At 72.0% G+C, this 24,243-nt stretch carries 22 protein-coding genes and 1 tRNA gene; 12 read left to right on the forward strand and 11 right to left on the reverse strand.

The window, feature by feature from the left end:
- The first annotated feature begins 15 nt into the window (after positions 1–15).
- From AB0G56_RS32885 to AB0G56_RS32900, 4 genes are all read left to right on the forward strand, one after another.
- On the forward strand, positions 16–573 hold the full coding sequence (locus tag AB0G56_RS32885) for a DUF501 domain-containing protein (RefSeq protein ID WP_360976777.1): 558 nt from the start codon (positions 16–18) through the stop codon (positions 571–573).
- Positions 570–1,511 (forward strand): Ppx/GppA phosphatase family protein, encoded by a 942-nt coding sequence (locus AB0G56_RS32890; protein ID WP_360976780.1) that lies wholly within the window; start codon positions 570–572, stop codon positions 1,509–1,511. The genes AB0G56_RS32885 and AB0G56_RS32890 overlap by 4 nt, the downstream gene beginning before the upstream one ends.
- A 352-nt stretch (positions 1,512–1,863) precedes the next feature.
- Positions 1,864–3,246 (forward strand): NAD(P)/FAD-dependent oxidoreductase, encoded by a 1,383-nt coding sequence (locus AB0G56_RS32895; protein ID WP_360976783.1) that lies wholly within the window; start codon positions 1,864–1,866, stop codon positions 3,244–3,246.
- A gap of 302 nt (positions 3,247–3,548) precedes the next feature.
- Positions 3,549–4,856 (forward strand): cyclopropane-fatty-acyl-phospholipid synthase family protein, encoded by a 1,308-nt coding sequence (locus tag AB0G56_RS32900; RefSeq protein WP_360976786.1) that lies wholly within the window; start codon positions 3,549–3,551, stop codon positions 4,854–4,856.
- Between the two features lie 86 nt (positions 4,857–4,942).
- Here the strand turns inward: AB0G56_RS32900 and AB0G56_RS32905 are convergent, their stop codons facing one another.
- Together AB0G56_RS32905 and AB0G56_RS32910 are read right to left on the reverse strand one after the other, a co-directional pair.
- A complete protein-coding gene (locus AB0G56_RS32905; protein ID WP_360976789.1) occupies positions 4,943–7,471 on the reverse strand; it encodes an FtsX-like permease family protein in 2,529 nt (842 codons plus the stop codon).
- 114 nt (positions 7,472–7,585) lie between these two features.
- Positions 7,586–8,356, reverse strand: coding sequence for an ABC transporter ATP-binding protein (locus tag AB0G56_RS32910; RefSeq protein WP_360976792.1), 771 nt, complete (start codon positions 8,354–8,356; stop codon positions 7,586–7,588).
- Positions 8,357–8,809: 453 nt separating this feature from the next.
- Between AB0G56_RS32910 and AB0G56_RS32915 the strand changes: the two genes are divergently transcribed.
- The 3 genes from AB0G56_RS32915 to AB0G56_RS32925 all read left to right on the forward strand — a co-directional run bounded on the left by AB0G56_RS32915 (position 8,810) and on the right by AB0G56_RS32925 (position 10,704).
- A tRNA-Leu gene (locus AB0G56_RS32915) sits at positions 8,810–8,892 on the forward strand.
- Positions 8,893–9,097: 205 nt separating this feature from the next.
- Positions 9,098–9,742 carry an FAD-dependent monooxygenase gene (locus tag AB0G56_RS32920; RefSeq protein ID WP_360976795.1) on the forward strand — a complete coding sequence of 215 codons (645 nt, stop codon included), beginning with the start codon at positions 9,098–9,100 and terminating at the stop codon, positions 9,740–9,742.
- Positions 9,743–9,777: 35 nt separating this feature from the next.
- Positions 9,778–10,704, forward strand: coding sequence for a Bax inhibitor-1/YccA family protein (locus AB0G56_RS32925; RefSeq protein WP_360976798.1), 927 nt, complete (start codon positions 9,778–9,780; stop codon positions 10,702–10,704).
- A gap of 126 nt (positions 10,705–10,830) precedes the next feature.
- Here the strand turns inward: AB0G56_RS32925 and AB0G56_RS32930 are convergent, their stop codons facing one another.
- The gene (locus AB0G56_RS32930; RefSeq protein ID WP_360976801.1) at positions 10,831–11,058 is read right to left on the reverse strand and encodes a DUF4287 domain-containing protein; all 228 of its coding nucleotides are present in this window, start codon (positions 11,056–11,058) and stop codon (positions 10,831–10,833) included.
- Positions 11,059–11,156: 98 nt separating this feature from the next.
- On the opposite strand from AB0G56_RS32930, the gene AB0G56_RS32935 reads away from it, so the two are divergent.
- On the forward strand, positions 11,157–11,468 hold the full coding sequence (locus AB0G56_RS32935) for a hypothetical protein (protein ID WP_360976804.1): 312 nt from the start codon (positions 11,157–11,159) through the stop codon (positions 11,466–11,468).
- A 50-nt stretch (positions 11,469–11,518) separates the two neighbouring features.
- Here AB0G56_RS32935 and AB0G56_RS32940 read toward each other — a convergent pair whose 3' ends face one another.
- The 3 genes from AB0G56_RS32940 to AB0G56_RS32950 all read right to left on the reverse strand — a co-directional run bounded on the left by AB0G56_RS32940 (position 11,519) and on the right by AB0G56_RS32950 (position 15,058).
- The gene (locus AB0G56_RS32940) at positions 11,519–12,346 is read right to left on the reverse strand and encodes a hypothetical protein (protein WP_360976807.1); all 828 of its coding nucleotides are present in this window, start codon (positions 12,344–12,346) and stop codon (positions 11,519–11,521) included.
- A gap of 314 nt (positions 12,347–12,660) precedes the next feature.
- Positions 12,661–13,881, reverse strand: coding sequence for an acetyl-CoA C-acetyltransferase (locus AB0G56_RS32945; protein ID WP_360976810.1), 1,221 nt, complete (start codon positions 13,879–13,881; stop codon positions 12,661–12,663).
- 151 nt (positions 13,882–14,032) lie between these two features.
- Complete coding sequence (locus AB0G56_RS32950; RefSeq protein ID WP_360976812.1) at positions 14,033–15,058, reverse strand: SGNH/GDSL hydrolase family protein; 1,026 nt, start codon at positions 15,056–15,058, stop codon at positions 14,033–14,035.
- 384 nt (positions 15,059–15,442) lie between these two features.
- Between AB0G56_RS32950 and AB0G56_RS32955 the strand changes: the two genes are divergently transcribed.
- Positions 15,443–16,834, forward strand: a complete 1,392-nt coding sequence (locus tag AB0G56_RS32955; RefSeq protein WP_360976815.1) for a cystathionine beta-synthase — start codon at positions 15,443–15,445, stop codon at positions 16,832–16,834.
- 363 nt (positions 16,835–17,197) lie between these two features.
- Here AB0G56_RS32955 and AB0G56_RS32960 read toward each other — a convergent pair whose 3' ends face one another.
- Complete coding sequence (locus AB0G56_RS32960; RefSeq protein ID WP_360976957.1) at positions 17,198–17,623, reverse strand: hypothetical protein; 426 nt, start codon at positions 17,621–17,623, stop codon at positions 17,198–17,200.
- 360 nt (positions 17,624–17,983) lie between these two features.
- Here AB0G56_RS32960 and AB0G56_RS32965 point away from each other — a divergent pair, with 360 nt between their 5' ends.
- Together AB0G56_RS32965 and AB0G56_RS32970 are read left to right on the forward strand one after the other, a co-directional pair.
- Positions 17,984–18,826 carry a MurR/RpiR family transcriptional regulator gene (locus AB0G56_RS32965; protein ID WP_360976818.1) on the forward strand — a complete coding sequence of 281 codons (843 nt, stop codon included), beginning with the start codon at positions 17,984–17,986 and terminating at the stop codon, positions 18,824–18,826.
- A 314-nt stretch (positions 18,827–19,140) separates the two neighbouring features.
- Entirely contained in the window at positions 19,141–19,662 is a 522-nt protein-coding gene (locus tag AB0G56_RS32970; RefSeq protein ID WP_360976960.1) for a hypothetical protein, read from the forward strand.
- A 36-nt stretch (positions 19,663–19,698) separates the two neighbouring features.
- Here the strand turns inward: AB0G56_RS32970 and AB0G56_RS32975 are convergent, their stop codons facing one another.
- Genes AB0G56_RS32975 through AB0G56_RS32990 form a run of 4 tightly spaced genes read right to left on the reverse strand, consistent with a single transcriptional unit; the run spans position 19,699 to position 22,019 of the window.
- Positions 19,699–20,073 (reverse strand): hypothetical protein, encoded by a 375-nt coding sequence (locus AB0G56_RS32975; RefSeq protein WP_360976821.1) that lies wholly within the window; start codon positions 20,071–20,073, stop codon positions 19,699–19,701.
- Between the two features lie 47 nt (positions 20,074–20,120).
- Positions 20,121–20,624 (reverse strand): roadblock/LC7 domain-containing protein, encoded by a 504-nt coding sequence (locus tag AB0G56_RS32980; RefSeq protein WP_360976824.1) that lies wholly within the window; start codon positions 20,622–20,624, stop codon positions 20,121–20,123.
- Positions 20,625–20,637: 13 nt separating this feature from the next.
- Positions 20,638–21,627, reverse strand: a complete 990-nt coding sequence (locus AB0G56_RS32985; RefSeq protein ID WP_360976827.1) for a hypothetical protein — start codon at positions 21,625–21,627, stop codon at positions 20,638–20,640.
- Entirely contained in the window at positions 21,624–22,019 is a 396-nt protein-coding gene (locus tag AB0G56_RS32990) for a hypothetical protein (RefSeq protein WP_360976829.1), read from the reverse strand. The genes AB0G56_RS32985 and AB0G56_RS32990 overlap by 4 nt, the downstream gene beginning before the upstream one ends.
- Before the next feature lie 535 nt (positions 22,020–22,554).
- Here AB0G56_RS32990 and hutU point away from each other — a divergent pair.
- Positions 22,555–24,219, forward strand: a complete 1,665-nt coding sequence (gene hutU, locus AB0G56_RS32995) for a urocanate hydratase (RefSeq protein WP_360976832.1) — start codon at positions 22,555–22,557, stop codon at positions 24,217–24,219.
- Positions 24,220–24,243: the final 24 nt, after the last annotated feature.

A 24,243-nucleotide genomic window follows, 5' to 3' on the forward strand; every position in this document is an offset into this window, starting at 1 on the left:
GATTTCCCCACAGGCATGGACACGCCCCCGCCGCCCACCCCGCGCACCGAACCCACCGACGCGGACGTCGAGGCCTTCAAGCAGCAGCTCGGACGGCCGCCGCGCGGGCTGCGCGCGATCGCGCACCGCTGCCCGTGCGGGCAGCCGGACGTCGTGGAGACGGCCCCGCGGCTGCCCGACGGCACACCCTTCCCGACGCTGTACTACCTGACGTGCCCGCGGGCCGCGTCGGCGATCGGCACGCTGGAGGCCGACGGCGTGATGAAGGAGATGACCGAGCGGCTGGCCGCCGACCCCGAGCTGGCGGCGGCCTACCGGGCCGCGCACGAGGACTACGTCCGGCGCCGGGACGCGATCGAGGAGCTGACGGGCTTTCCGAGCGCGGGCGGCATGCCGGACCGGGTCAAGTGCCTGCACGTCCTGGTGGCGCACTCGCTGGCCGCCGGACCGGGCGTGAACCCGCTGGGCGACGAGGCCATCGCGATGCTGCCCGAGTGGTGGCGGAAGGGCCCGTGCGTGACGGTGCCCGAGGATCACGAGGACCACGAGGATCACGAGGAGAAGAGCCAGTGACCCGGGTCGCCGCCGTCGACTGCGGTACGAACTCCATCCGTCTGCTGGTCGCGGACGCGAATCCGGCAGCGGGTGAACTGACCGACCTCGACCGGCGCATGACGATCGTGCGGCTCGGCCAGGGCGTCGACCGCACCGGCCGGCTCGCCCCCGAGGCGCTGGCGCGCACCTTCGCGGCCTGCCGTGAGTACGCGCAGGTCATCAAGGAGTACGGCGCCGAGCGGCTGCGTTTCGTGGCCACCTCGGCCTCCCGCGACGCCGAGAACCGGGACGAGTTCGTGCGCGGCGTGGTGGACATCCTCGGTGTCGAGCCCGAGGTCATCTCCGGCGACCAGGAGGCGGAGTTCTCGTTCACGGGTGCGACGAAGGAACTGACGGGGCGTGACGACCTCGCCAAGCCGTTCCTGGTGGTCGACATCGGCGGCGGCTCCACGGAGTTCGTGGTGGGCGGCGACCGCGTGCGCGCCGCCCGCTCGGTGGACGTGGGCTGCGTCCGGATGACCGAGCGTCACCTGGTCCGGGGCGGCGTGGTGAGCGACCCGCCCACCGAGGAGCAGATCGCGGCCATAAGGGCCGACATCGAGGCGGCCCTCGACCTCGCCGAGGAGACGGTCCCGCTGCGCGAGGCGCACACGCTGGTGGGTCTGGCCGGGTCGGTGACGACCGTGTCGGCGATCGCGCAGGACCTGCCCGAGTACGACTCGGCGCGCATCCACCACTCCCGCCTCTCCCGCGACCGCGTCCGCGAGATCACCACGTCCCTGCTGCACGCCACGCACGCGGAGCGCGCGGCGATCCCGTCGATGCACCCGGGCCGGGTGGACGTGATCGGAGCGGGTGCCCTGGTCCTGCTCTCGATCATGGAACGCATCGGCGCCGAGGAGGTCGTGGTCAGCGAGCACGACATCCTGGACGGGATCGCCTGGTCGGTGGCGTAGCCCCCTTGACGCCTTGTCGGAAAACTTCGTGAAGTTCTTCACAAGGAATTGGCTCCGGGGCCGTCGCCCAAGGGGTGTCGGCGGTCCCCACGGGGGCTCAGCGGGAGGGTGAGGGTGCTCAGGGGAGCGCCGCACGGGGGTGGCGAACGGGGGGCGGGAGGGCTCTTCGCCGGGCCCTCGGCGAGCCGGAGCGGCAGCTCACGCGGCCTTGACAACGGTCCGAACCGGATCCCGGTTCCCCTCCGCCGCCATGATCTCGGTCACGCGGGCCGCGGAGTTTAACACAGGCACTTGCGAACCTTGTGAAGGGGCGCACGAGGTACCCCCCTGGGACGGGTGGATACTCGATGCCATGAGCACCACGGAGCGTCCCAGGATCCTCGTAGTAGGCGGTGGGTACGTAGGCCTGTACGCAGCTCGGCGCATTCTCAAGAAGATGCGCTACGGAGAGGCGACCGTCACGGTCGTCGACCCCCGGTCGTACATGACCTACCAGCCCTTCCTCCCCGAAGCCGCCGCCGGCAGCATCTCCCCGCGTCACGTCGTCGTCCCGCTGCGACGCGTGCTCCCCAAGGCGGAGGTCCTCACCGGCCGGGTCACCACCATCGACCAGGACCGCAAGGTCGCCACGATCGCCCCGCTGGTCGGCGAGGCGTACGAGCTGCCCTTCGACTACCTGGTCATCGCCATGGGCGCGGTCTCCCGCACCTTCCCGATCCCCGGCCTCGCCGAGCAGGGCATCGGCATGAAGGGCATCGAGGAGTCCATCGGCCTGCGCAACCACGTCCTCGAGCAGCTCGACAAGGCCGACTCGACCACCGACGAGGAGATCCGCCGCAAGGCGCTCACCTTCGTCTTCGTCGGCGGCGGCTTCGCCGGCGCGGAGACCATCGGTGAGGTCGAGGACATGGCCCGGGACGCGGCCAAGTACTACACCAACGTGTCCCGCGAGGACATGCGCTTCATCCTGGTCGACGCCGCCGACAAGATCCTCCCCGAGGTCGGCCCCAAGCTCGGCCTGTACGGCAAGGAGCACCTGGAGAGCCGCGGTGTGGAGATCTACCTCTCCACCTCCATGGACTCCTGCGTCGACGGCCACGTCGTGTTGAAGAACGGACTCGAGGTCGACTCCAACACCATCGTGTGGACGGCCGGCGTCAAGCCCAACCCGGTGCTCTCCCGCTTCGGCCTGCCCCTCGGCCCGCGCGGTCACGTCGACTGCGCGCCGACCCTCCAGGTGCAGGGCACCGACTACATCTGGGCCGCGGGCGACAACGCCCAGGTCCCGGACCTCGTCGGCCGCAAGGCGGGCAACGAGAACGCCTGGTGCCCGCCGAACGCCCAGCACGCGCTGCGCCAGGCCCGCGTCCTCGGCGACAACGTGGTCTCCGGTATGCGGGGCTTCCCGCAGAAGGACTACAGCCACGCCAACAAGGGCGCGGTCGCGGGCCTCGGCCTGCACAAGGGCGTCGCGATGATCGTCATGGGCAAGATGAAGATCAAGCTCAAGGGCCGTCTCGCCTGGTACATGCACCGCGGCTACCACGGCATGGCCATGCCGACCTGGAACCGCAAGATCCGCGTCTTCGCGGACTGGACCCTCGGCATGTTCCTCAAGCGCGAGGTCGTCTCGCTCGGCGCCATGGAGAACCCCCGCGAGGAGTTCTACGAGGCCGCCAAGCCCGCCCCGGTCGCCGCCGCGCCGAAGACCGAGGAGAAGGCCAAGGCGTCCTGACGCCCGGCCGTCGCAGTCCCTGAGCCGCACTCCCGGAGACGCTCATACCGAGCCGTACTCCCCGAGCCGCGCTCCCTGAAGGGGCCACCCGCCATCCGTGGTGCGGGGGGCCCCTTCGGCGTTCCCGGAGGGTTCCCGAACGCCGGGGGCCGCATTCCGGATGCCGGACCCGGGACACCGGAATACGTGGTTGCTGCATCTACTTTGCCCAGTCGTAACCCGCTTGCGGGACTGCGCGGGAGCCCTCGTGGTGTTTACGTGGTGGATGACATCCGGCGTTCGCCGTCACGGAGGTGTGCACCATGCCCGACGCCGCGCTGCGGCTCACGAGACTGCTCGAACAGTTGCTGGGAACACCGATCCCGGTGCGCATCCGCGCCTGGGACGGTACGGAGGCGGGGCCGCCCGGGGCGCCCGTACTCGTTGTACGCAACCGCCGTGCCCTGCGCCGGCTGCTGTTCAAGCCCGGGGAACTGGGCCTGGCCCGTGCCTGGGTCTCCGGTGACCTGACCGTGGAGGGAGACCTCTACACCGCCCTCGGCCTGCTCTCCGGACTGATCTGGGAACGCGGCGAGGACGCCCCCGGCCTCACCCGGGCGCTGCGCGACCCGTCGGTGCGGTCCGCGGTTGCCGGTCTGGTGAAGATGGCCGGTCCGCCGCTGCCGCCCGCCCCGCCCGCCGAGGAGGTCCGCCGCCCCGGCCATCTGCACACCAAGCGCACCGACAGACGGGCCATCAGCCACCACTACGACGTCGGCAACGACTTCTACGAACTCGTCCTCGGCCCCTCCATGGTGTACTCCTGCGCCTACTGGCCGGCCCCGGAGCCGGGCGCCACCCTCGAAGAGGCCCAGCGCGACAAGCTCGAACTCATCAGCCGCAAGCTCGACCTGAAGCCCGGTCAGCGACTGCTCGACGTGGGCTGCGGCTGGGGCTCCATGGCCATCCACGCGGCCCGCGAGCACGGCGTGAGCGTCGTCGGCGTCACCCTCTCGCAGGAGCAGGCGGCGTACGCCAGGAAGCGAGTCGCCGACGAGGGGCTGACCGACCGGGTGGAGATCCGCGTCCAGGACTACCGGGACGTCTCCGACGGACCGTACGACGCCATCTCCTCCATCGGCATGGCCGAACACGTCGGCGCCGCCCGCTACCTGGAGTACACCAACGACCTGTACGCCCTGCTCAAGCCCGGCGGGCGGCTCCTCAACCACCAGATCGGCCGCCGCCCGCAGCGCGACGAGTCGGCGTACCGGGTGGACGAGTTCATCGACGCCTACGTCTTCCCGGACGGCGAACTCGCCCCGATCGGCACCACCGTCACCCAACTGGAGCGCGCCGGGTTCGAGGTGCGCGACGTGGAGGCGATCCGCGAGCACTACGCGCTCACCCTGCGCCGCTGGGTGGCCAACCTGGAGGCGGACTGGGACCGCGCCGTACGGCTCACCAGCCCCGGCCGCGCCCGCGTCTGGCGGCTGTACATGGCGGCCTCCGCGCTCGCCTTCGAGCGCAACCGCATCGGCGTCAACCAGGTGCTCGCCGTGAAGACGCCCGAATCGGGTGACCCGGGGATGCCGCTGCGCGCCCGCACATGGGGCGCGTCCGGCGCATAGCCGGCGGGGCGCGCACCGATGCGCGAGGGGTCCGTTCCGGCCGGAACGGACCCCTCGCCCATGCGTGCGGTGTCACCGCGGCCGTGTCACTCCGACTTGATGGCCTGGAGCATGTTCAGGCGGGCGGCGCGGCGGGCCGGCCACAGGGCGGCCAGGACACCGACCGCCGCCGCCAGCACCAGGAAGACCGCCATCCGGCCCCAGGGCAGGATCAGTTCGTACGTCGGCATCTTGGCGCCGATCAGCTGACCGACCGCCCAGCCGAAGAACACGCCGAGGCCGATTCCGAGGACCCCGCCGAACAGGGCGATCACCAGGGACTCCAGGCGGACCATCCGCTTGATGCCCTTGCGGTCCAGGCCGATCGCGCGGAGCATCCCGATCTCCTGCGAACGCTCGAAGACCGACATCGCCAGGGTGTTGATGACCCCGAGGACCGCCACGATCACCGCCATGGCGAGCAGGCCGTAGAGCATGTTCAGCATCAGCGTGAACTCCTTCGCGATGCCGTCGGAGATGTCCTTCTTGCTCTGGACCTGGATCGCCGGGTTGGAGCCGAGCGCCTTGACGAGCTTGTCCTTGGCGGCCTCGGAGGCGCCGTCGGCCGTCTTGACCATGACCTGCATGTCGGTCGCGTCGGTCTGGTGCGGGGCGAGGGTGGCGTTGTCGAGCATGATCCCGCGCATCATCTCGTTGCCCTCGTAGACCCCGGAGACCGTCAGCTTCTGCCGGCGGCCGTCCTCGTAGTGGACGGTGAAGCCCGACCCCGCCGTCCAGTGGTGGTCCTTCGCGGTCTTGTCGTCGACCACGACCCGGGTGCCGCCGACCGTGAAGGAACCGTCCTGCACCTTCAGGTCGGTCAGCTTGCCGATCGCCGCGCCGTCGACGCCGGTCAGGTACTCGGTCTCGCCGCCGATGCGGGAGGGCGCGTTGCGCAGCGGGCTGGTCGCGGTGACGCCCTCGGCGCCGCTCAGCTTCTTGTCGACGTCCGGGGAGAGGTCGTGGCCGTTGGCCATCGACACCACGTAGTCGGCGCGGATCGCGGACGACGCCATCTTGTCGATCGCCTGCTGGAGGCTGCCCGCCATCACCGTCATCCCGGTGATCAGGGTCAGCCCGATCATCAGCGCGGAGGCGGTGGCCGCCGTACGGCGCGGGTTGCGCACCGAGTTCTGCCGGGCCAGCTTGCCGGAGACGCCGAACAGGCGCAGCACCGGGGCCGCGGCGGCGATCAGCGGGCGCGACAGCAGCGGGGTCAGGATGAACACGCCGATGATCAGCAGCACCGCGCCGAGTCCCATCGGGGCCTGGGCGGAGTCGGAGTCCATCGTGGTCGCCGCGAGGACCACCACGATGCCGGCCGCCGAGAACAGGGCGCCCAGGGTGTTGCGCAGCACCAGGGACTTGGTGGTGGCCTGGGCGTGCAGGCTGCTCATCGCCGCGACCGGCGGGATCTTCGCGGCGCGGCGGCCGGGCAGCCACGCGGCCAGCATGGTCACGAGGACGCCGACGGCGAGCGCGGCGGCGATCGTGCCGGGCGTGATGACCAGCGGCCCGTCGGGCACGGTCGCCCCGAACGACCCCAGCAGCGACCTGAGCCCGGCACCGATGCCGATACCGGCCAGCAGACCCGTCACGGCGGCGACCGCGCCCACCACGAAGGCCTCGATCAGCACGGACCGGGTGACCTGGCGGCGGGAGGCGCCCACCGCGCGCAGCAGCGCCAGCTCCTTGGTGCGCTGGGCGACCAGCATGGTGAACGTGTTGGCGATGATGAACGTGCCGACGAAGAGCGCGATGCCCGCGAAGACCAGCAGGCCCTGCTTCATGCTGCTCATCGACGAGGAGATCGCCTTCGCCTGGTCGTCGGCGAGCTTCTGTGCTGTGGTGGTCTCCGTCTTGCCCTTGGGCAGCGCCGCGTCCAGTTGCGCCTTCAGGGCCGCCTGGCCGACGCCCGGCTTCGCCTTCACGTCGATCTCGTCGTACGTGCCCGGCTTGCCGAACAGCTTCTGGGCGGTGGCCGTGTCGAACAGGGCGAGGCTGCCGCCGGCGGCGACGTTGCCGTCGTCGGTGGTGAAGATGCCGCTGACGGTGGGGGTGAGGACCGGGCCGTCCACGGAGACGCGCACCTTGTCGCCGACCCGGTAACCGGCCCGGCGGGCGGTCTCGGAGTCGATGAGCACCTGGTCCTTGCCGTGCGGGGCGGTGCCGGAGGCCAGCGGGTAGCGGGGGTCCTTCGTGCCCGCGTAGTTGCCGCCCTGGGACTGGAAGCCGTTGCCGATCAGCTTGCCGTCCTTGTCGGCGATCGCGGTGAAGCCCTTGACCACGCCGAGCGCCGAGGCCGCGCCCGGAACCCGGGAGCTGCGCTCCAGCAGCGCCTGGGTCAGGTCGGGGGCGCTGCCGACCCGGTCGCCCTCGCTGTCCTGGTACTTGGCCTCGACGGCCACGTCGACGTGGCCGAAGCCCTTGGCGGAACTGTTCTGGTAGGCGTCGGAGATGGTGTTGGTGAAGACCAGGGTCCCCGACACGAAGGCGACGCCGAGCATCACGGCGAGCACGGTCATGAGGAGCCGGGCTTTGTGCGCGAGAACGTTGCGCAAGGCGGTGCGGAACATGGGTTGTCTCAGTCCAGGTGTACGAGGTGGGGGGCGAGGCGGGGCGGCCGGTGCGGCCTCCGGTGCCGGGACGGCGGTTCGGCCGGTGCGGCCCGTGGGTGCCGGGCCGGTGGTTCAGCTGGTGCGGCCCTTGGCGTCGAACTGCTTCATGCGGTCCAGGACGGCGTCCGCCGTCGGCCCGTACACCTGGTCCACGATCCGGCCGTCCGCGAGGAACACCACGCGGTCCGCGTAGGCCGCCGCCACCGGGTCGTGGGTGACCATCACCACGGTCTGGCCCAGCTCGCGCACGGAGTTGCGCAGGAAGCCCAGCACCTCGGCGCCCGAGCGGGAGTCGAGGTTTCCGGTGGGCTCGTCGCCGAAGATGATGTCCGGCCTGGACGCCAGGGCCCGCGCGACGGCGACGCGCTGCTGCTGGCCGCCGGAGAGCTGCGAGGGCCGGTGGCCCAGGCGCCCGGACAGGCCCACCATGTCGATGACGCGGTCCAGCCACTGCTTGTCCGGCTTGCGGCCCGCGATGTCCATGGGCAGCGTGATGTTCTCCAGCCCCGTCAGCGTCGGCAGCAGGTTGAACGCCTGGAAGATGAACCCGATCTTGTCCCGGCGCAACTTGGTGAGCTGCTTGTCCTTCAGGGAGCCCAGCTCCGTGTCGCCGATGCGCACCGAACCGGAGGAGAAGGTGTCCAGGCCCGCCACGCAGTGCATCAGCGTGGACTTGCCGGACCCGGAGGGGCCCATGATCGCGGTGAACTCGGCCTGCGCGAAGTCGACGGAGACCCGGTCGAGGGCGACCACCTGGGTCTCGCCCTGTCCGTAGATCTTCGACAGATCCGTGGCGCGCGCGGCCACGGCGGTGGCGCGTCCGGCGATGGAAGAGGTGGTCACGGGTGGGTGCTCCTGTCGGGACGAGGACGTGTCTCGGTACGCGGTGCTCGGTGTCCGCGGTACCCGGTTTTCTGGGACGTCTTCCATCGTCCCCGGCGATCCGGTGCGTGGAGTCAGCCGCTGTTCCGGTTCCGGGGGGCGACTCGGGTCGGACCGGGGGCGTCCGTGTCATACCTGGGGATGAGACCGGTCCCTGAGAGCGGCGCGGCCGCCTGCGCCCCGAAGCGGGAGGTCAGGAACAGGTGGAGCGTCCTTGTTCGGACGGTGAAATTCCGTCATTTCGCGTACACGGCCGCCTGTCGGCCGCAAGGCTGTTGGCAAGTGCCGATGGCCTCTACCGAGTGCTGATGCACCCTCAGACGTCAATAAAATAAGACAACATCGGTCCGCCTGCCCGGTGCCCGAAGGGTGCCTCCCGATAGGCTCGGAATCTCAGCGCGGAGCCCATGGCCTGCCCGGATGGTGGAATGCAGACACGGCGAGCTTAAACCTCGCTGCCCCTCGCGGGCGTACCGGTTCAAGTCCGGTTCCGGGCACAACCGCCTCAACGGCGCCTTTCCTTCGGCCTTATCCGGAAGGCGCCGTTTTTCCCCGTCTCCGCCGCCTTCTTCGCGGGCGAATTCACTCTCCCCAGTGCTCGGTGCGCCCAGGGGCCCCTGCCCGCGCCGCCCTGGTGCCACCGGGGCCGGGCGCGCGGACCATTGACACCGGACGGACGCGGACGGAAACTCGGGCAACGCAGTGAAGAGAATTTCACTTGACGAACGTTGCGAACTGCGGTTCGCCAGGCGCCGCCACCGCGGGCCGATCACCCAGAAGTCGGTGACCCCCATGCGGTCCTACGTCCGCGAGCCCATGCGCCACGGCCGGCTCTTCCTCGCCGGGGACGCCGCCCACATCGTCCCGCCGACCGGGGCCAAGGGACTGCACCTCGCCGTCGGCGACGTCGTCACCTTCGCGCGGGCGCTGGCGCACCGCGGGCGGACCGGCTCCGACGAACTGCCGGACGCCTACTCGGCGACCTGCCTGCGGCGCGTCCGGCAGGCGGAGCGGTTCAGCTACGACATGACGACGATGCTGCACCGGGCGCCGGATCCCACGGGCTTCGAGGAGCGCCTGCAACTGGCGCGGCTGGAGCCGATCGCGTCCTGCCGGGCCGCCGGGGCGGACCTCGCCGAGGCCTACACGGCTTCCCGCTCGGCCGGCCCCGGCCGGTGCCGGACCCCGGTGGATCTCCGTCCGATTCCGGCCGTGTCCCGGATCGGTCATGAATGGCCCCGGCCGTCGCCGGGAATCACCCGCCCGCGTAGCGTGTTCCGCAGCAGGACGAGGGAAAGATCCTTCCCAGGTAGTAGGGTCGATCCTTTGCCGTTCCATTACTCTTGAGCCAAGGCCGCGACGTGCGGCCATGGAGGAGTGAGATGAGGAGCAGAAACCCGGTCTTCTCGCGACGGGGGTTCAGCCGCGACAACGGCTACGCGGGCTTCAACACCGCGCCGCAGGCCGGGGGCCCCGCAGTCGGCACGCAGGGTGATCCGTACGCGCAGGGCAATCCGTACGCCCAGCAGAGCGGTAACCCCTACGCGCAGAACCCTTACGCTCAGAACCCCTACGCGCAGCAGGACGTGCAGTACGGCACGCCCCCGCAGGCGCCGGCCACCACCGGCCGGATGACGATGGACGACGTCGTCACCCGTACGGCGTCCACCCTCGGCGTGCTGGTCGTCACGGCCGCGCTCGCCTGGGCGCTGCTGCCGGTCGACGACGCCCACATCAGCCGTTCCTACGGCCTCGGGATCGGCGCCGCGCTGATCGCGATGGTGCTGGGCTTCGTGCAGTCCTTCAAGCGCAAGGCCTCGCCCGCGCTGATCCTGGCCTACGCGGCGTTCGAGGGTGTCTTCCTCGGCGTGCTCTCCAGCGTGGTCGACAACCGCATCGCGAGCGGTGCGGCCATGCAGGCCGTGATCGGCACGATGGCGGTCTTCGCCGCCGTCCTGGTCGCGTACAAGGCGGGCTGGATCCGCGTCAACCGCCGGTTCTACGGCTTCGTGATGGCCGCCGCGCTCGGCTTCGTGCTGCTGATGGTGGTCAACACGCTGTTCGCCGTGTTCGGCGGCGGCGACGGCCTCGGCTTCCGCAGCGGCGGCCTCGGCATCGTCTTCGGCGTCATCGGCGTGCTGCTCGGTGCCTGCTTCCTCGCCCTCGACTTCAAGCAGGTCGAGGACGGTGTCGCCTACGGCGCCCCGCGCCAGGAGGCCTGGCTCGCGGCCTTCGGCCTCACGCTGACGCTGGTGTGGATCTACATGGAGTTCCTGCGGCTCATCGCGATCCTCAACAGCAACGACTAGCGCCTCGCCCGCGCCGCAGCGGGCACGGCACGCGCGAGGGCCCCGGCTTCGGCCGGGGCCCTCGCGCACGTACGGGGTCCCCGCGGGGACGGGAGACGCGTACGTGTTCACCCTGATGCGCGCCCGCTAGAGCAGTTTGCGCGCCGCCCTCCTCAGGTCGTACTCGTGGATGATCGCCTTCGCGTGGCCGTACGCGAGGTTGTGCTCCTGACGGAGCCAGCTGAGCCGTTCCTCGAAGCAGAGGGCGGGGCCTTCTTCGACGGTGCGCAGCCAGTCGGACAGCTCACGACCGGTGCACTGGGGGATGCGGGCGAGCAGGTTGCGGTGGGTCTCTTCGGAGAAGACTTGGGACATCGGCGCCTCCGGACGCTATCGAAGCCGGTCCTTCACGTCACCGTGCCTGAGCGTGCGCGCGTTGGCAACAGTCCGGGTGCGGCGCGTAGTCTCGCGGCGTGGTGGACACGACATCTCTGACCCGGGCAGTGGATCACTTCGCCGACCGTCTGAGGGCGGCGCCGCAGAGCCGGCTGCAGCGGGCGGGCGCCGCCGAGGCCTTGGGACTGGCCAGGGAGTTCGCCCGGCGGGCGCAACTGCTGGAGGACCCCGGGGCCGAGCCGCGCCAGATGCCCGACGCCGGGATGTTCGCGGCGGCGGACCAGGTGACCGTCGCCGGACACGATCTGGCGCTCGTCCTCACGAGCGAGGCCGAGGTCGAGGAGGCGGTGCGCCTGGTGGAGGAGGCACAGAAACGCGCGGGCGTGTGAACACCCGCGCGAGGCCACCGGCGCGGCCGCCGGCAGGCCGGCGGCGCCGGTCACAGTGAGGCGATGACCCGGTCCGCCAGGATGTACACGTTTTCCTCGCCGCAGGCGAAGGTCAGGGTGTAGGCGCCGGACACGCCCGAGCCGCCGAGCAGGACCGGGGACTCGCCCGCCTGCAGGGCCGCGGCCAGCCGCTCCGCGGTCTCGCGGTGGCCCGGGGTCATGCACAGCGTCGTGCCGTCGACGAAGACGTAGACGTCGAGGGTGCCCAGCGGGCCCGGGCGGACGTCGGCCAGCTCCACCCGGGAGTCGGCCAGCTCCTCCAGCGTGGCGACCGTGCGCTCGTGGTCGCCGACGACCGGGGACGGGTGCGGGGTGAAGTCCGGATGCGAGGGGTGGCGGCGGCGGGCCGCGGCCAGCTCCGGGGAGTCGCCCGCGACGCCCGCCGCGGCGTCCTTGCCGGACAGGCCGGAGAACTCGTCGGCCTCCCCGCCGGACTCGGTCACCGGCTCCAGGAACTCCAGGCCGGCCAGATCGGCCTGGCGCGGCAGGAACAGCTCACTGTCGGGCAGCCCGAGCAGGGACGGGGTGTCGGCGGCGTCGCGGGCCTCCTGGGCGGCCCAGAAGGCGCGCGCCTCGGCCAGTTCCCGCTCCCGCTCCTCCGCGAGCGCCTGGACCACGGCGCCGCGTATCTGCTCGGTGTCCGTTTGGCCGCGGGCCGCGGGCAGGAGGGCGCGCGCGGTGGCGGCGTGGTTCTCCGCGAGCTGGTTCTGCAGTGCGGTCACCTGGCGGCGCAGGGCGAACAAGGTGCGCAGGACGGCGACGCCCACGGCGCCGGTGGCGGCCGTGGTGAGCAGCAGGGCGATGGGCATGGCGCTCACTGACGTACTCCCGGGTTCATGGTCGACCCCCGACTTCCTACATCAGCTTGAAGGGCGGACTATCTAGCTGTCAGTGCGTAACGTCACGAAACGGACAGGAATGTGGCGCGCGGGACGCTTGAGCCGCCTGAGGGGCCATCGCTGACCTGCGGAGATCTCCTCCCCGAGGGAGATAGGTCACACTCTGGGGGAGATTGGATCACGGAACGGCCCGGAATCCGGGAGTTTTCCGGATTCCGGGCCGTTTGCTCACGGTCGGTGCTATGGCAACCACTGACGGTTCATCAAGTGGTGTTGCGGGAGGGGCGCGAGGGTCAGCTGAGGCGTTCGACGACCATCGCCATGCCCTGGCCGCCGCCGACGCACATCGTCTCCAGGCCGAACTGCTTGTCGTGGAACTGCAGCGAGTTGATCAGCGTGCCGGTGATGCGGGCGCCGGTCATGCCGAAGGGGTGGCCGACCGCGATGGCGCCGCCGTTGACGTTGAGCTTGTCGAGGTCGATGCCGAGGTCGCGGTAGGAGGGGATCACCTGGGCGGCGAACGCCTCGTTGATCTCGACCAGGTCGATGTCGTCGATGGTCAGGCCGGCCCGCTTCAGCGCCTGCTTGCTGGCCTCGACCGGGCCGAGGCCCATGATCTCCGGGGACAGGCCGGACACGCCCGTGGAGACGATCCGGGCGAGCGGGGTCAGGCCCAGCTCGCGGGCCTTGGTGTCGGACATGATGACGAGCGCGGCGGCGCCGTCGTTGAGCGGGCAGCAGTTGCCGGCGGTGACCAGGCCGTCGGGCCGGAAGACCGGCTTGAGGCCGGCCACGCCCTCCATGGTGACCCCGGCGCGCGGGCCGTCGTCCTTGCCGACGACCGTCCCGTCGGGCAGCGTCACCGGGGTGATCTCCCGCTCCCAGAAGCCGTTCTTGACGGCCTCCTCGGCCAGGTTCTGCGAGCGGACGCCGAACTCGTCCATGTCCTGGCGCGTGATGCCCTTGAGGCGGGCCAGGTTCTCGGCGGTCTGGCCCATCGCGATGTAGGCGTCCGGGACCAGGCCGTCCTCGCGCGGGTCGTGCCAGGTGGAGCCCTCGGACCGGGCCACGGCGGCGGTACGGGCCTCGGCCTCGGCGAAGAGCGGGTTGTGGGTGTCCGGGAGCCCGTCGGAGCTGCCCTTGCCGAAGCGGGAGACCATCTCGACACCGGCCGAGACGAACACGTCGCCCTCGCCCGCCTTGATGGCGTGCAGCGCCATGCGGGAGGTCTGCAGCGAGGAGGAGCAGTACCGGGTGATCGTGCAGCCGGGCAGGTGGTCCATGCCCATCTGCACGGCGACGATCCGGCCGAGGTTGTGGCCCTGCTCGCCGCCGGGCAGACCGCAGCCGAGCATCAGGTCGTCGATGTCCCGCGGGTCCAGCTCGGGGATCTTGGCGAGCGCCGCCTGGACGATCGTCGCGGTCAGGTCGTCGGGGCGCAGGTCTTTGAGGGACCCCTTGCCGGCGCGGCCGATGGGGGAGCGGGCGGTCGAGACGATGACGGCTTCGGGCATCACGGCTCCACGGGAGGGGGAGTGGACGGGCAGGGCTGGATGGGAAGTTACCCGTACGTATGGTCCTGGTCACGGGTATGGCGGTGTGACCCTGACCGCAGTTTTCTAAGCGCTTGCTTTGCCAGCGGGGTGCCTTTCCGTGACGACCCGGTCACGCGGACGGGGTGACCTGGGACGGCTGGGGTTCGGGGACCCGCCGGCGGCGGCGCCGTTTGAGGAGGGCCCAGGGGCCTCGGGGACCGGTGGGCATCGCCGCGGTGACCTCCGTACCGGCCTCGGAGGCCGCCTCCGCCGCCGCCCGGGCCACCGGCAGGAACCCCTCGCGGCGCGACACGTCCGGGCGTTCCTCCTCCGCCGGCCACAGTTCCAGTGCCGCGCACACCGTCGGCAGGACCGCCATCGCCGCCGTGGCGTACCCCTCGGCGGACGGGTGGTAGTTGTCGGGGCCGAACAGCTCCCGCGGGTTGGCCGCGAACTCCGGGCCCAGCAGGTCGCCCAGGGACACGGTGCGGCCCCCCTGCTCCACCACCCCGATCGTCTGCGCCGCGGCCAGCTGCCGTGAGGCCCGGCGGGCCAGCCAGCGCAGCGGCTGCTGCACCGGCTCGATCGTGCCCAGGTCGGGACAGGTGCCGACCACCACCTCCGCACCGGCCGTGCGCAGCCGCCGTACCGCCGCCGACAGGTGGCGCACCGAGCGCGTGGGCGGCATCCGGTGGGTGACGTCGTTCGCCCCGATCATGATCACGCAGACGTCCGGTGCCTCGGCCGGGTCGGCGAGCACCAGCGCCACCTGCCGGTCCAGGTCGTCGGACCGGGCGCCGGGCACCGCCACGTTGCGCAGCCGCACCGGACGCTCGGCCACCGCCGCGAGCCCGGACGCCAGCAGCGCGCCCGGTGTCTGCCCGGCCCGGTGGACGCCCTGCCCCGCGGCCGTGGAGTCACCGAGCATGGTCAGCCGCAGTGGCGGTTCGCCGGGAGCGTCGTACACATGTCCGTACAGCCCGGCCGCGACCGGTACGTGGTCGTCCGTGCCGTTGCCCACGTGGCGCCGGGCCATCTGCGCCTCGGCCACCAGCAGCCCCAGGGCGGCGGCCCCGACCAGTCCGAGCCCCCCGCCGCCGTACGCCGCGCCGGCCGCGATCCGCCGGGCCGCCCTCGCCCTCGACATGCTCGTCATGCCGCCGCCACCTCCCGCATAGCCTCACCCACTCCTTGCCCCGTACCGACCGTCGCCCAATCTCGACAGGGAGTGCACGCCCGCCCCGCGCGTATTGCCGGCCTGTAGGGCCTGTCCGGCGGATCATGCCGCAGACGCGGGGTGTGGCACGCACTCCCCCAGGCTCTTCGAGCAGGGGGGACCCCCAGCGGCGTCGTCGTCGGTCGCCATGACTCCGCCATGACTCCGCCATGACTCCCTCCTCCGCCTTGCAGCTGCACGCACCACACCCCGCTCACGTGGGCATACAGGGCGCCGTATCTTTCCTGCGACTTGATCCGCCGGACAGGCCCTAGGCTGGCGGAACCACCACGACCACACCTTTTGCAGCAACCGGAGACAACGGTGCAAATCCACGACTCGATGATCAGCCTCGTCGGCAACACGCCGCTGGTGCGGCTCAACAGCGTCACCAGGGGCATCAAGGCGACCGTCCTGGCCAAGGTCGAGTACTTCAACCCGGGCGGCTCCGTGAAGGACCGCATCGCCCTGCGCATGATCGAGGCGGCCGAGAAGAGCGGCGAGCTGAAGCCGGGCGGCACGATCGTCGAGCCGACCAGCGGGAACACCGGTGTCGGCCTGGCCATCGTGGCCCAGCAGAAGGGCTACAAGTGCATCTTCGTGTGCCCGGACAAGGTCTCCACCGACAAGATCAACGTGCTGCGCGCGTACGGCGCGGAGGTCGTGGTGTGCCCGACGGCCGTGGCGCCCGAGCACCCGGACTCCTACTACAACGTCTCCGACCGCCTCGTCCGTGAGACGCCCGGCGCCTGGAAGCCCGACCAGTACTCCAACCCGAACAACCCCCTCTCGCACTATCACTCCACCGGCCCCGAGCTGTGGGAGCAGACGGAGGGGCGGATCACCCACTTCGTGGCGGGCGTCGGCACCGGCGGCACCATCTCCGGCACCGGCCGCTACCTGAAGGACGCCAGCGACGGCCGGGTCAAGGTCGTCGGCGCCGACCCCGAGGGCTCGGTGTACTCCGGCGGCTCCGGGCGGCCGTACCTCGTCGAGGGCGTCGGCGAGGACTTCTGGCCCACCGCCTACGACCGGGACGTCGCCGACGAGATCGTGGCCGTCTCCGACAAGGACTCCTTCCAGATGACCCGCCGCCTGGCCAAGGAGGAGGGCCTCCTGGTCGGCGGCTCCTGCGGCATGGCGGTCGTCGCGGCGCTGGAGGTGGCCGGGCGGCTGGGCCCGGACGACGTCGTCGTGGTGCTGCTGCCGGACAGCGGGCGCGGGTACCTCTCGAAGATCTTCAACGACGAGTGGATGGCCGACTACGGCTTCCTGGAGGACGAGGGCCCGAGCGCCCGCGTCGGTGACGTGCTCAGCGACAAGGAGGGCGGTTCCATCCCCTCCCTCGTGCACATGCACCCGGACGAGACCGTCGGCCAGGCCATCGAGGTGCTGCGCGAGTACGGCGTCTCGCAGATGCCCATCGTGAAGCCGGGCGCCGGTCACCCCGACGTCATGGCCGCCGAGGTGGTCGGCTCCGTCGTCGAGCGCGAGCTGCTGGACGCGCTGTTCACCAAGCGCGCGTCCCTGGAGGACCCGCTGGAGAAGCACCTGTGCGCCCCGCTGCCGCAGGTCGGCTCCGGTGAGCCGGTCGCCGACCTCATGTCGGTGCTCGGCACGGCCGACGCGGCGATCGTCCTGGTGGAGGGCAAGCCGACCGGCGTGGTCAGCCGGCAGGACCTGCTGGCCTTCCTCGCGAAGGGCGGGAAGCAGTAGCGAACGCCCGTCGAACGGCGGGCGGCTGCGAAGAACAGGCGGTGACCTCCGCCCGAGGCGCGGTCGCGCAAGCGCTACGAGCGTGTCATGTGCCCGCAGCACCCGCTTAACACGCGTCCGGAACAGTGGTGGGTGCCGGCGGGGAGGCGGACCCACCGCCCGGGCGTGACGACGCGCTCCGGGAGGGCACGTCCTTTGGGCCGGCGACCCGATACGGCGTCAAGGACCTCCGGAGCGGCTCCCGGACCTCCATGGACGCCCCGGGCGCAGGGCCCGGCCTGACCCGGCCCGCGCCCCTCGCGGGGACCGCCGTCGTCCCGCCCCCCGGTGTCGGGGGTGCGGCGGTCCCCGCGCACCTTCGGATCAGTCGTCCCAGTCGTCGCTCCCGGAGGAGCGGCGGCGCCGGGCGAAGAGGCCCGGGTTGGTGCGGGCGGCCTGGACGGCGTTGACGCCGACGATCCCGGCCCAGGCGACGATGAGCCCGGGCAGGTGAGCGGTGCCGGCGCCGATGGCGGAGAGCGGCACGGCCAGCACGAGCGAGACGATGCCGAAGCCGAAGCGCTCGCCGAAGGAGTCGGTGGCCCGGGGCGACCGGGCGCTGCGGGTCGCCGTCATCTGCTGCTCGGCCGTCTGACGCCGCAGCCGCCGCTCGACGGCGCCGTCGATGCGCTGGTCGACCTTCTCCAGGAACGATTCGACCAGCTCGGACTCGTACTCCGCGCCCAGCTCCCTGCGGGCCTGCAGGGTGGCGTCGAGTTCCTTCTTCAGGTCGGCGTCGCGCGCGTCCATTCCCGTCATGCGCTCCAGGCTAGGGAGCCCGGCCGCCCGCCGCACTGGGGCTAGCCCCCCTGCTCGCCGGGGGCCGGCCGCCGTCGGCGTCGCCCGTGCTGCGGCTGCGGCAAGAACGCCGACGGCGGTGGCCGTCACAACGGCCCCGGGTGGGGGCCGGACCGCGGTCGCAGGGGTCGCGCACACCGCGTCCGTTCACGATTAGCACACGATCGATCACGTTCCGTGCAGACTGGGCGACACTTGGTCGTTCCCTTGCCGGGACTGTATGACCTCATGCAGAGTTCTTGGTGTCTGAATAGGAACTGGTCGGGGAGTACTCTCCCGGGGCGTCGACGACTTCTGGAGGGGGAGCACGGCATGAGCGTGACCGACAGCCCTGCCGCACGGCTGCAGGCGCTCTTCGAGGGGCACCGGCTCACGCCGACCCAGCGGCGCATCGCGCACAGCATGGTCCGGCGCGCCGCCGAGGTGCCGTTCCTGTCCAGCGTCGAGCTGGCCGAACTCGCCGGGGTCAGCCAGCCGTCGGTCACCCGCTTCGCGGTCGCCCTCGGCTTCGACGGCTACCCGGCCCTGCGCCGGCACCTGCGCGAGGTCGCGCCCGCCGAACCGGCGGACCGCCCCATCTCGGCCAACGAGTACCAGCAGGCCGTCGAGGCGGAGATCGAGAACCTGCGGCACCTGGCCGAGGCGCTCGCCGATCCCGGGCCGGTGCGGGAGGCGGGCCGCCTCCTCGCCGCCTCGCGCCCGCTGCCCGTCCTCGGGCTGCGGGCCGCGGCCTCCCAGGCCTACGGCTTCGCGTACTTCGCCCGCAAGGTCCACCCGGACGTACGGCTGCTCGACGAGGGCGGCACGATGATCCAGGACCGTATCGACGGCGCCGTACGGGCCGGGGCGTCGGCGCTGCTCTGCTTCGCGCTGCCGCGCCACCCGCGTGAGGTGGTGGACACCCTCGCCTACGCCAAGGAAGCCGGCCTGGCCGTCGTCACCGTCGCGGACTCGGCGTTCGCGCCGGTCGCCCGCCACTCCGACCTGCTGCTGCCCGCGGCCGTCGGCACCGGACTCGCCTTCGACACCGCCTGCGCGCCGATGCTGCTGGGCCGGGTGCTCCTCGAGGCCATGTGCGACGACCTGCCCGACGCGCAGGCACGGCTGGAGGAGTTCGACGCGAAGGCGGCGGCGCGCGGCCTCTTCGAGGACTGAGAGGCCCTGGGGACTGAGAGGCCCTGGGGACTGAGGGTCCCTGGGGACTGAGGGACCCGAGAGGGCTGAAGGGCCAGAGAGGGCTGAGGGACCCGAGAGGGCTGAGGCGCTCTGCGTCTGGGAGGGCCCGGGTCCGAGAGGTCTCCCCGCTGCTCTCAGACTCGTCTCACGAACGCTCGCTAGCCTCCCGCCCGGACTGATTCGAGTGTGCCGGGGCGAGAAGGAGGCAGCACGTGGCACGCGGAACGCGCGGGGACCGTGGAGGTCGGGGACTGGCCCGGGTGGCCGTCGTCGTACGGGCCGGGGCGGCACCGATGTGGTGGCTCGGGGTGGTCGCGGCAGGGGCCGGGGCGGTGCCGCCGGGGCTGACCGGGCGGCGGATCGGGGTGCTGTCGGGAGCCGTGTTGTTCCTCGTGACCGCGGCCGTCGTGGCCCTCGTCCGGCGCCGCCGCTACACCGTGCTCGCCCACGGCGCCGCCCGCGCCGGACGGCACGACGTGCTCCAGGACCGGGCGGTCACCGCCCGCGCCTGGCGCCGGGGGCACCGCTGGTGGCTGCTGCTGGCGTTCGTGGCCGCACTGGGCAGCTCCTTCGTCCTGCCGGCGGCCGGCGGCATGCTGCTGGCGGGCGCCGGGACCGGGCTGCGGCTCAAGGCCGCCTGGCTCGGGCGGCGCGAGCGGGCCGGGGACGCCCTGCTGTGGGTGCGCGTGGACTGGCTCGGCCCCGGCGGCGGGCGCCCCGCGGGCAAGGCGGTCAGGGGCTACCGCAGCACGGGCACCGCGGCGGGCGACGCGGCCCCCGGAGGTGCCCGCCGCCGCACCGCGGCCCTCGTCTAGGAGGCCCGGCGGCAGGGCGGTACGGCGCCGTACGGCTCAGACCTCCAGGTCCTCCTCGATCCGCTTCAACTGGTGGCGGGCCATCGCCAGGTTGGCCCGCTTCGCGTCCAGTACCAGGTAGAGGAAGAGGCCGTTGCCGCCGCGCCCGGCGATCAGACGGATCACGTGGTACTGGTCGGTCAGGGTGATCAGGATGTCCTCGATCTGCCCCTTGAGGCCGAGGTGTTCCATGGTGCGCATCTTGGCCCGTACGACATCGGTGTTGCCGGCGGCGGCGACGTTCAGGTCGAAGGTCTTGCTGCCGCCCATCGTGCCCAGCGCCATGCCGCTGGTGTAGTCGACGAGCGCGACCCCGGTGGCGCCCTCGATGGAGGCGAGCGCTTCCTTAAGGCAGGTCTCGGTGTTGGCCATGGCCGGTCTCTCTTTCTGCTGTCTGCTGGCTGCTTCTGTTTCTTCTGTCAGCTGTCGGTGGCGCTTCCGGTGGTGCTTCCTGTGGTGCGGGTGGCGCGTGGGGTCCTGGTCCGCGGGGCGGGGGCCCTCGCGGGCGGTTTCGCCGGTCTGGCCGGGGCTCCGGCGGGGCCGCCCGCCGCCATCGCGGCGTCGACCAGTTCGCCGATGCGCGTCCCGGCCCGGCGGCCTTCCAGGTGCAGGCGGCCGACGTTGGCGCGGTCCTCGGCGAGCAGCGTCAGCACGGCGCCGCGGCCCGCCGCGTAGGTGGCGACGTAGCCGTGCACACCCCGTACGAGCAGTTCGCGCAGTGCGCCGCGGCCGGTCAGGTCCGCCATGCGCACGGCCACGCCGAGCGCGGTCGCGGTGAGGGCGGCCAGGCCCTCCGGTTCCACGCCCGGTGTGTCGTGGGCCAGGACGAGCCCGTCGACGCTCGCGGCGAGTGCGCCGGTGAGCTGCGGGACGCGGGCTCGCAACCGCTGCAGTTCCGCCAGGATCTCGGGCTCGGCTGCCATCCGGTGTCTCCTCTCAAAGGGCCTCCAGCGCATCCCTGAGCCTCTTCAGCAGCGTGATGTGGGGGTCGACGGCGACTACCGGCTGGGTGGGACCGGTGGTTGTCACGTCGGGGGGCGTCGCGTCGGTGGTCGTCGTGGCGGTGTCCGCGGGGTTCACGGGCATCGGTCCGGTGTACGCCGGTCCGGTCGGAGTCGGTCCGGTCGGAGTCGGTCCGGGCCGCGTCCGCTCGGCGTACGCGGCCGGTGGGCCGGGCGGGGGGTCCGGCTGCTGCTGGGGCGCGACCAGGCCCGCGGCGGCCAGGCGCCGCACGTCGACCAGGGTGTGGAACGCCTGCCGCCCCAGCTCCCGGGCCAGGTCCGTGGCGGTGCGGGTGCCGTCGACCCGGTCCAGCAGGGCCTGCTGGCGAGCGGTGAGCCGCGGGGCGGCGGTGGCGGGCGTCCGCAGCAGTGGAGCGCTGTCCGGCCGGGCGTCGGGCCAGACGCGCTCCAGCAGGGCACGCCGGCGCGCGGTCTCGTGCTCCAAGGCCGCGACCGCGACCGTCGGGACGGCGCGGGGCCGGTGCGCGGTGCCGTAGCGGAAACGGCCCGGGGTGCTGCTCGGCGCGAGGACGAAGTAGGCGGCGTCGTAGAGCGCGCCGAGGTGGCACAGGTGCAGTGCGCCCTCGGGCAGGCGGCCGTCGGCCAGCAGGAGCCGCGCGGCGCCGGGGAGGCCGCCGGCCCGTGAGAGGGCGTCATGCCAGACTTCCGGGCGCAGCGTGCCGTGCGCGGTGAGCAGGACGTCCAGGCCCGGGGCCAACGGGCTCTCGGCGTATGTCACGCGGCCCTCGTCGAGGTGGAGTGTGCCGCGTTCGCGGACGAGGAGGCCGGTGGCACGCTCGGCGGCGAGGCGGGTCAGCATCGGCGAGACGCCGCCCCAGGCCCGTTCGGTGTCGGCCTTGTCCCGCACCGGCAGCGGGGGCGGGGAGGGGTGCGGGGGTGGTGCGGGGGTGTCGACCACGGTCATCCCAGCACCAGCCGCTCGGCCATCTCGCTTAGGCGTATGCGGGCCAGGGCGAGGTTGCCTTCCGCGCGGGTCAGCCACAGGTGCAGGAACACGCTGCTGTCGAAGCCGGTGTCCACGAAGCGCAGCAGGTGGTAGCTGTCCCGGTTGCTGACGATCAGGTCCTCGACCGGGGGGCGCTCATCGCCGTCGGGGCCCTCGGCGGCGGCGAACGCGCCGTGTTCCGCCGCCAGCCGGGCCAGTTCTGCGGCTTCCGCCGCGGTGGTCTCGTGGTCGCCGCCCGGGGGCTCGCCGACGGCGCCCAGGGCCAGCCCGCTCGTCCAGTCGACCAGCGCGGCGCCCCGCGCGCCGGGCAGCCGCATGGCTTCCAGTAGGCACTCGTCGATTCCGGGCACGGTCGTTCCCCTCCCGCCTGGGGTTTCGGCTGAGTGATGCCGACGCTACGCACGGTGTGCGGGGGTCATGGGGGTTACGGCATTTTCCGGTGGAACATGCGCCCGACGAACTAATGTGGGTCGGCTGACCCCCAGGAGTGACGCACCGCTCGTTCCCCGGGCGCGGGTCACCGCAGCTCCCCCCAGGGGTGAGCCTGCCGTGCGTCCCTCAGGGGTGAGCCTGCCGTGCGTCCCTCAGGGGTGAGCCACCGGACCTCCGGCGCCTCCGCGGCGCGCACCGCGCAGAACGCGGCCTTCCCGGACACCGCGCCCGCACCCCCGCCCTCACCTGCGCCCCCTCCCTCATCCGCGCCTCCACCCACCCCTTTGCCCCGCCCTCGCCCCAGCTCCCGCCCTCGCCCTCGCCCCCGTCCTGTCTCCGATCCCCGCGCACCCGTGTCGCCCCGGCAACGTATTGACTAGCTCTATTCATCGGTCCAGGATGTGAATAGAAGCCGTAACGATCCCTCGGGAGCAACCGCCAGGAGGCAGCCCCATGTCAGGACCCCGCCCTGTTCGAGCACCGCGCGGTACGGAACTGAGCGCCCTGGGATGGCAGCAGGAGGCCGCCCTGCGGATGCTGCAGAACAACCTGGACCCCGAGGTCGCCGAGCACCCCGACAAGCTCGTCGTCTACGGCGGCACCGGCAAGGCCGCCCGCGACTGGCGCTCCTTCGACGCCATGGTCCGCACCCTGCGGACCCTCAAGGCCGACGAGACCATGCTCGTCCAGTCCGGCCGCCCCGTAGGCGTCATGCAGACCCACGAGTGGGCCCCGCGCGTCCTGCTCGCCAACTCCAACCTCGTCGGCGACTGGGCCAACTGGGAGGAGTTCCGCCGCCTGGAGGCCCTCGGCCTGACCATGTACGGCCAGATGACCGCCGGCTCCTGGATCTACATCGGCACCCAGGGCATCCTCCAGGGCACCTACGAGACCTTCGCCGCCGTCGCCGCGAAGAAGTTCGGCGGGACCCTCGCCGGGACGATCACCCTGACCGCCGGCCTCGGCGGCATGGGCGGCGCCCAGCCGCTCGCCGTGACGATGAACGACGGCGTGGCGATCTGCATCGACTGCGACCCGCGCGCCATCGACCGCCGCATCGAGCACCGCTACCTCGACGTGCGGGCCGACTCCCTCGACCACGCCCTCCAGCTCGCCACCGAGGCGCGCGACCAGCGCAGGCCGCTGTCCATCGGCGTCCTCGGCAACGCCGCCGAACTGGTCCCGCAGCTCCTCGCCATGAGCGCGCCCATCGACGTCGTCACCGACCAGACGTCCGCCCACGACCCGCTGGCCTACCTGCCGGTCGGCGTCGACTTCGCGGACATGGCCGACGCCGCCGCCAAGGACCCGGCCGGCTTCACGACCCGGGCCCGGGAGTCCATGGCCCGGCACGTCGAGGCGATGGTCGGCTTCCAGGACGCCGGAGCCGAGGTCTTCGACTACGGCAACTCCATCCGCGGCGAGGCCCAACTCGCCGGGTACGAGCGCGCGTTCGCGTTCCCCGGCTTCGTCCCCGCCTACATCCGGCCGCTGTTCTGCGAGGGCAAGGGCCCCTTCCGCTGGGCCGCGCTGTCCGGCGAGGCGTCCGACATCGCCAAGACCGACAAGGCGATCCTCGACCTCTTCCCGGAGAACGAGTCCCTGGCCCGCTGGATCAAGTTGGCCGGCGAGCGCGTCCACTTCCAGGGCCTGCCCGCGCGCATCTGCTGGCTCGGCTACGGCGAGCGCGACAAGGCCGGTGAGCGCTTCAACGACATGGTCGCGAGCGGTGAACTCCAGGCACCGATCGTCATCGGCCGCGACCACCTCGACTGCGGCTCCGTCGCCTCCCCGTACCGCGAGACCGAGGCCATGCTCGACGGCTCCGACGCGATCGCCGACTGGCCGCTGCTGAACGCCATGGTGAACGTGGCCTCCGGCGCGTCCTGGGTCTCGCTGCACCACGGCGGCGGGGTCGGCATGGGGCGGTCCATCCACGCCGGTCAGGTGACGGTCGCCGACGGCACGGCGCTGGCGGGCGAGAAGATCCGCCGGGTGCTGACCAACGACCCCGGCATGGGTGTCATCCGGCATGTGGACGCCGGGTACGACATCGCCGAGTCGGTGGCCGCCGAGCGGGGCGTGCGCGTGCCGATGCGCGAGGGTGAGGGCGCGTGACCGTGCCGGAGGCCGGGCCCGGCG

This window comes from Streptomyces sp. NPDC021356 (genome assembly GCF_040641015.1).
Lineage (GTDB): Bacteria > Actinomycetota > Actinomycetes > Streptomycetales > Streptomycetaceae > Streptomyces.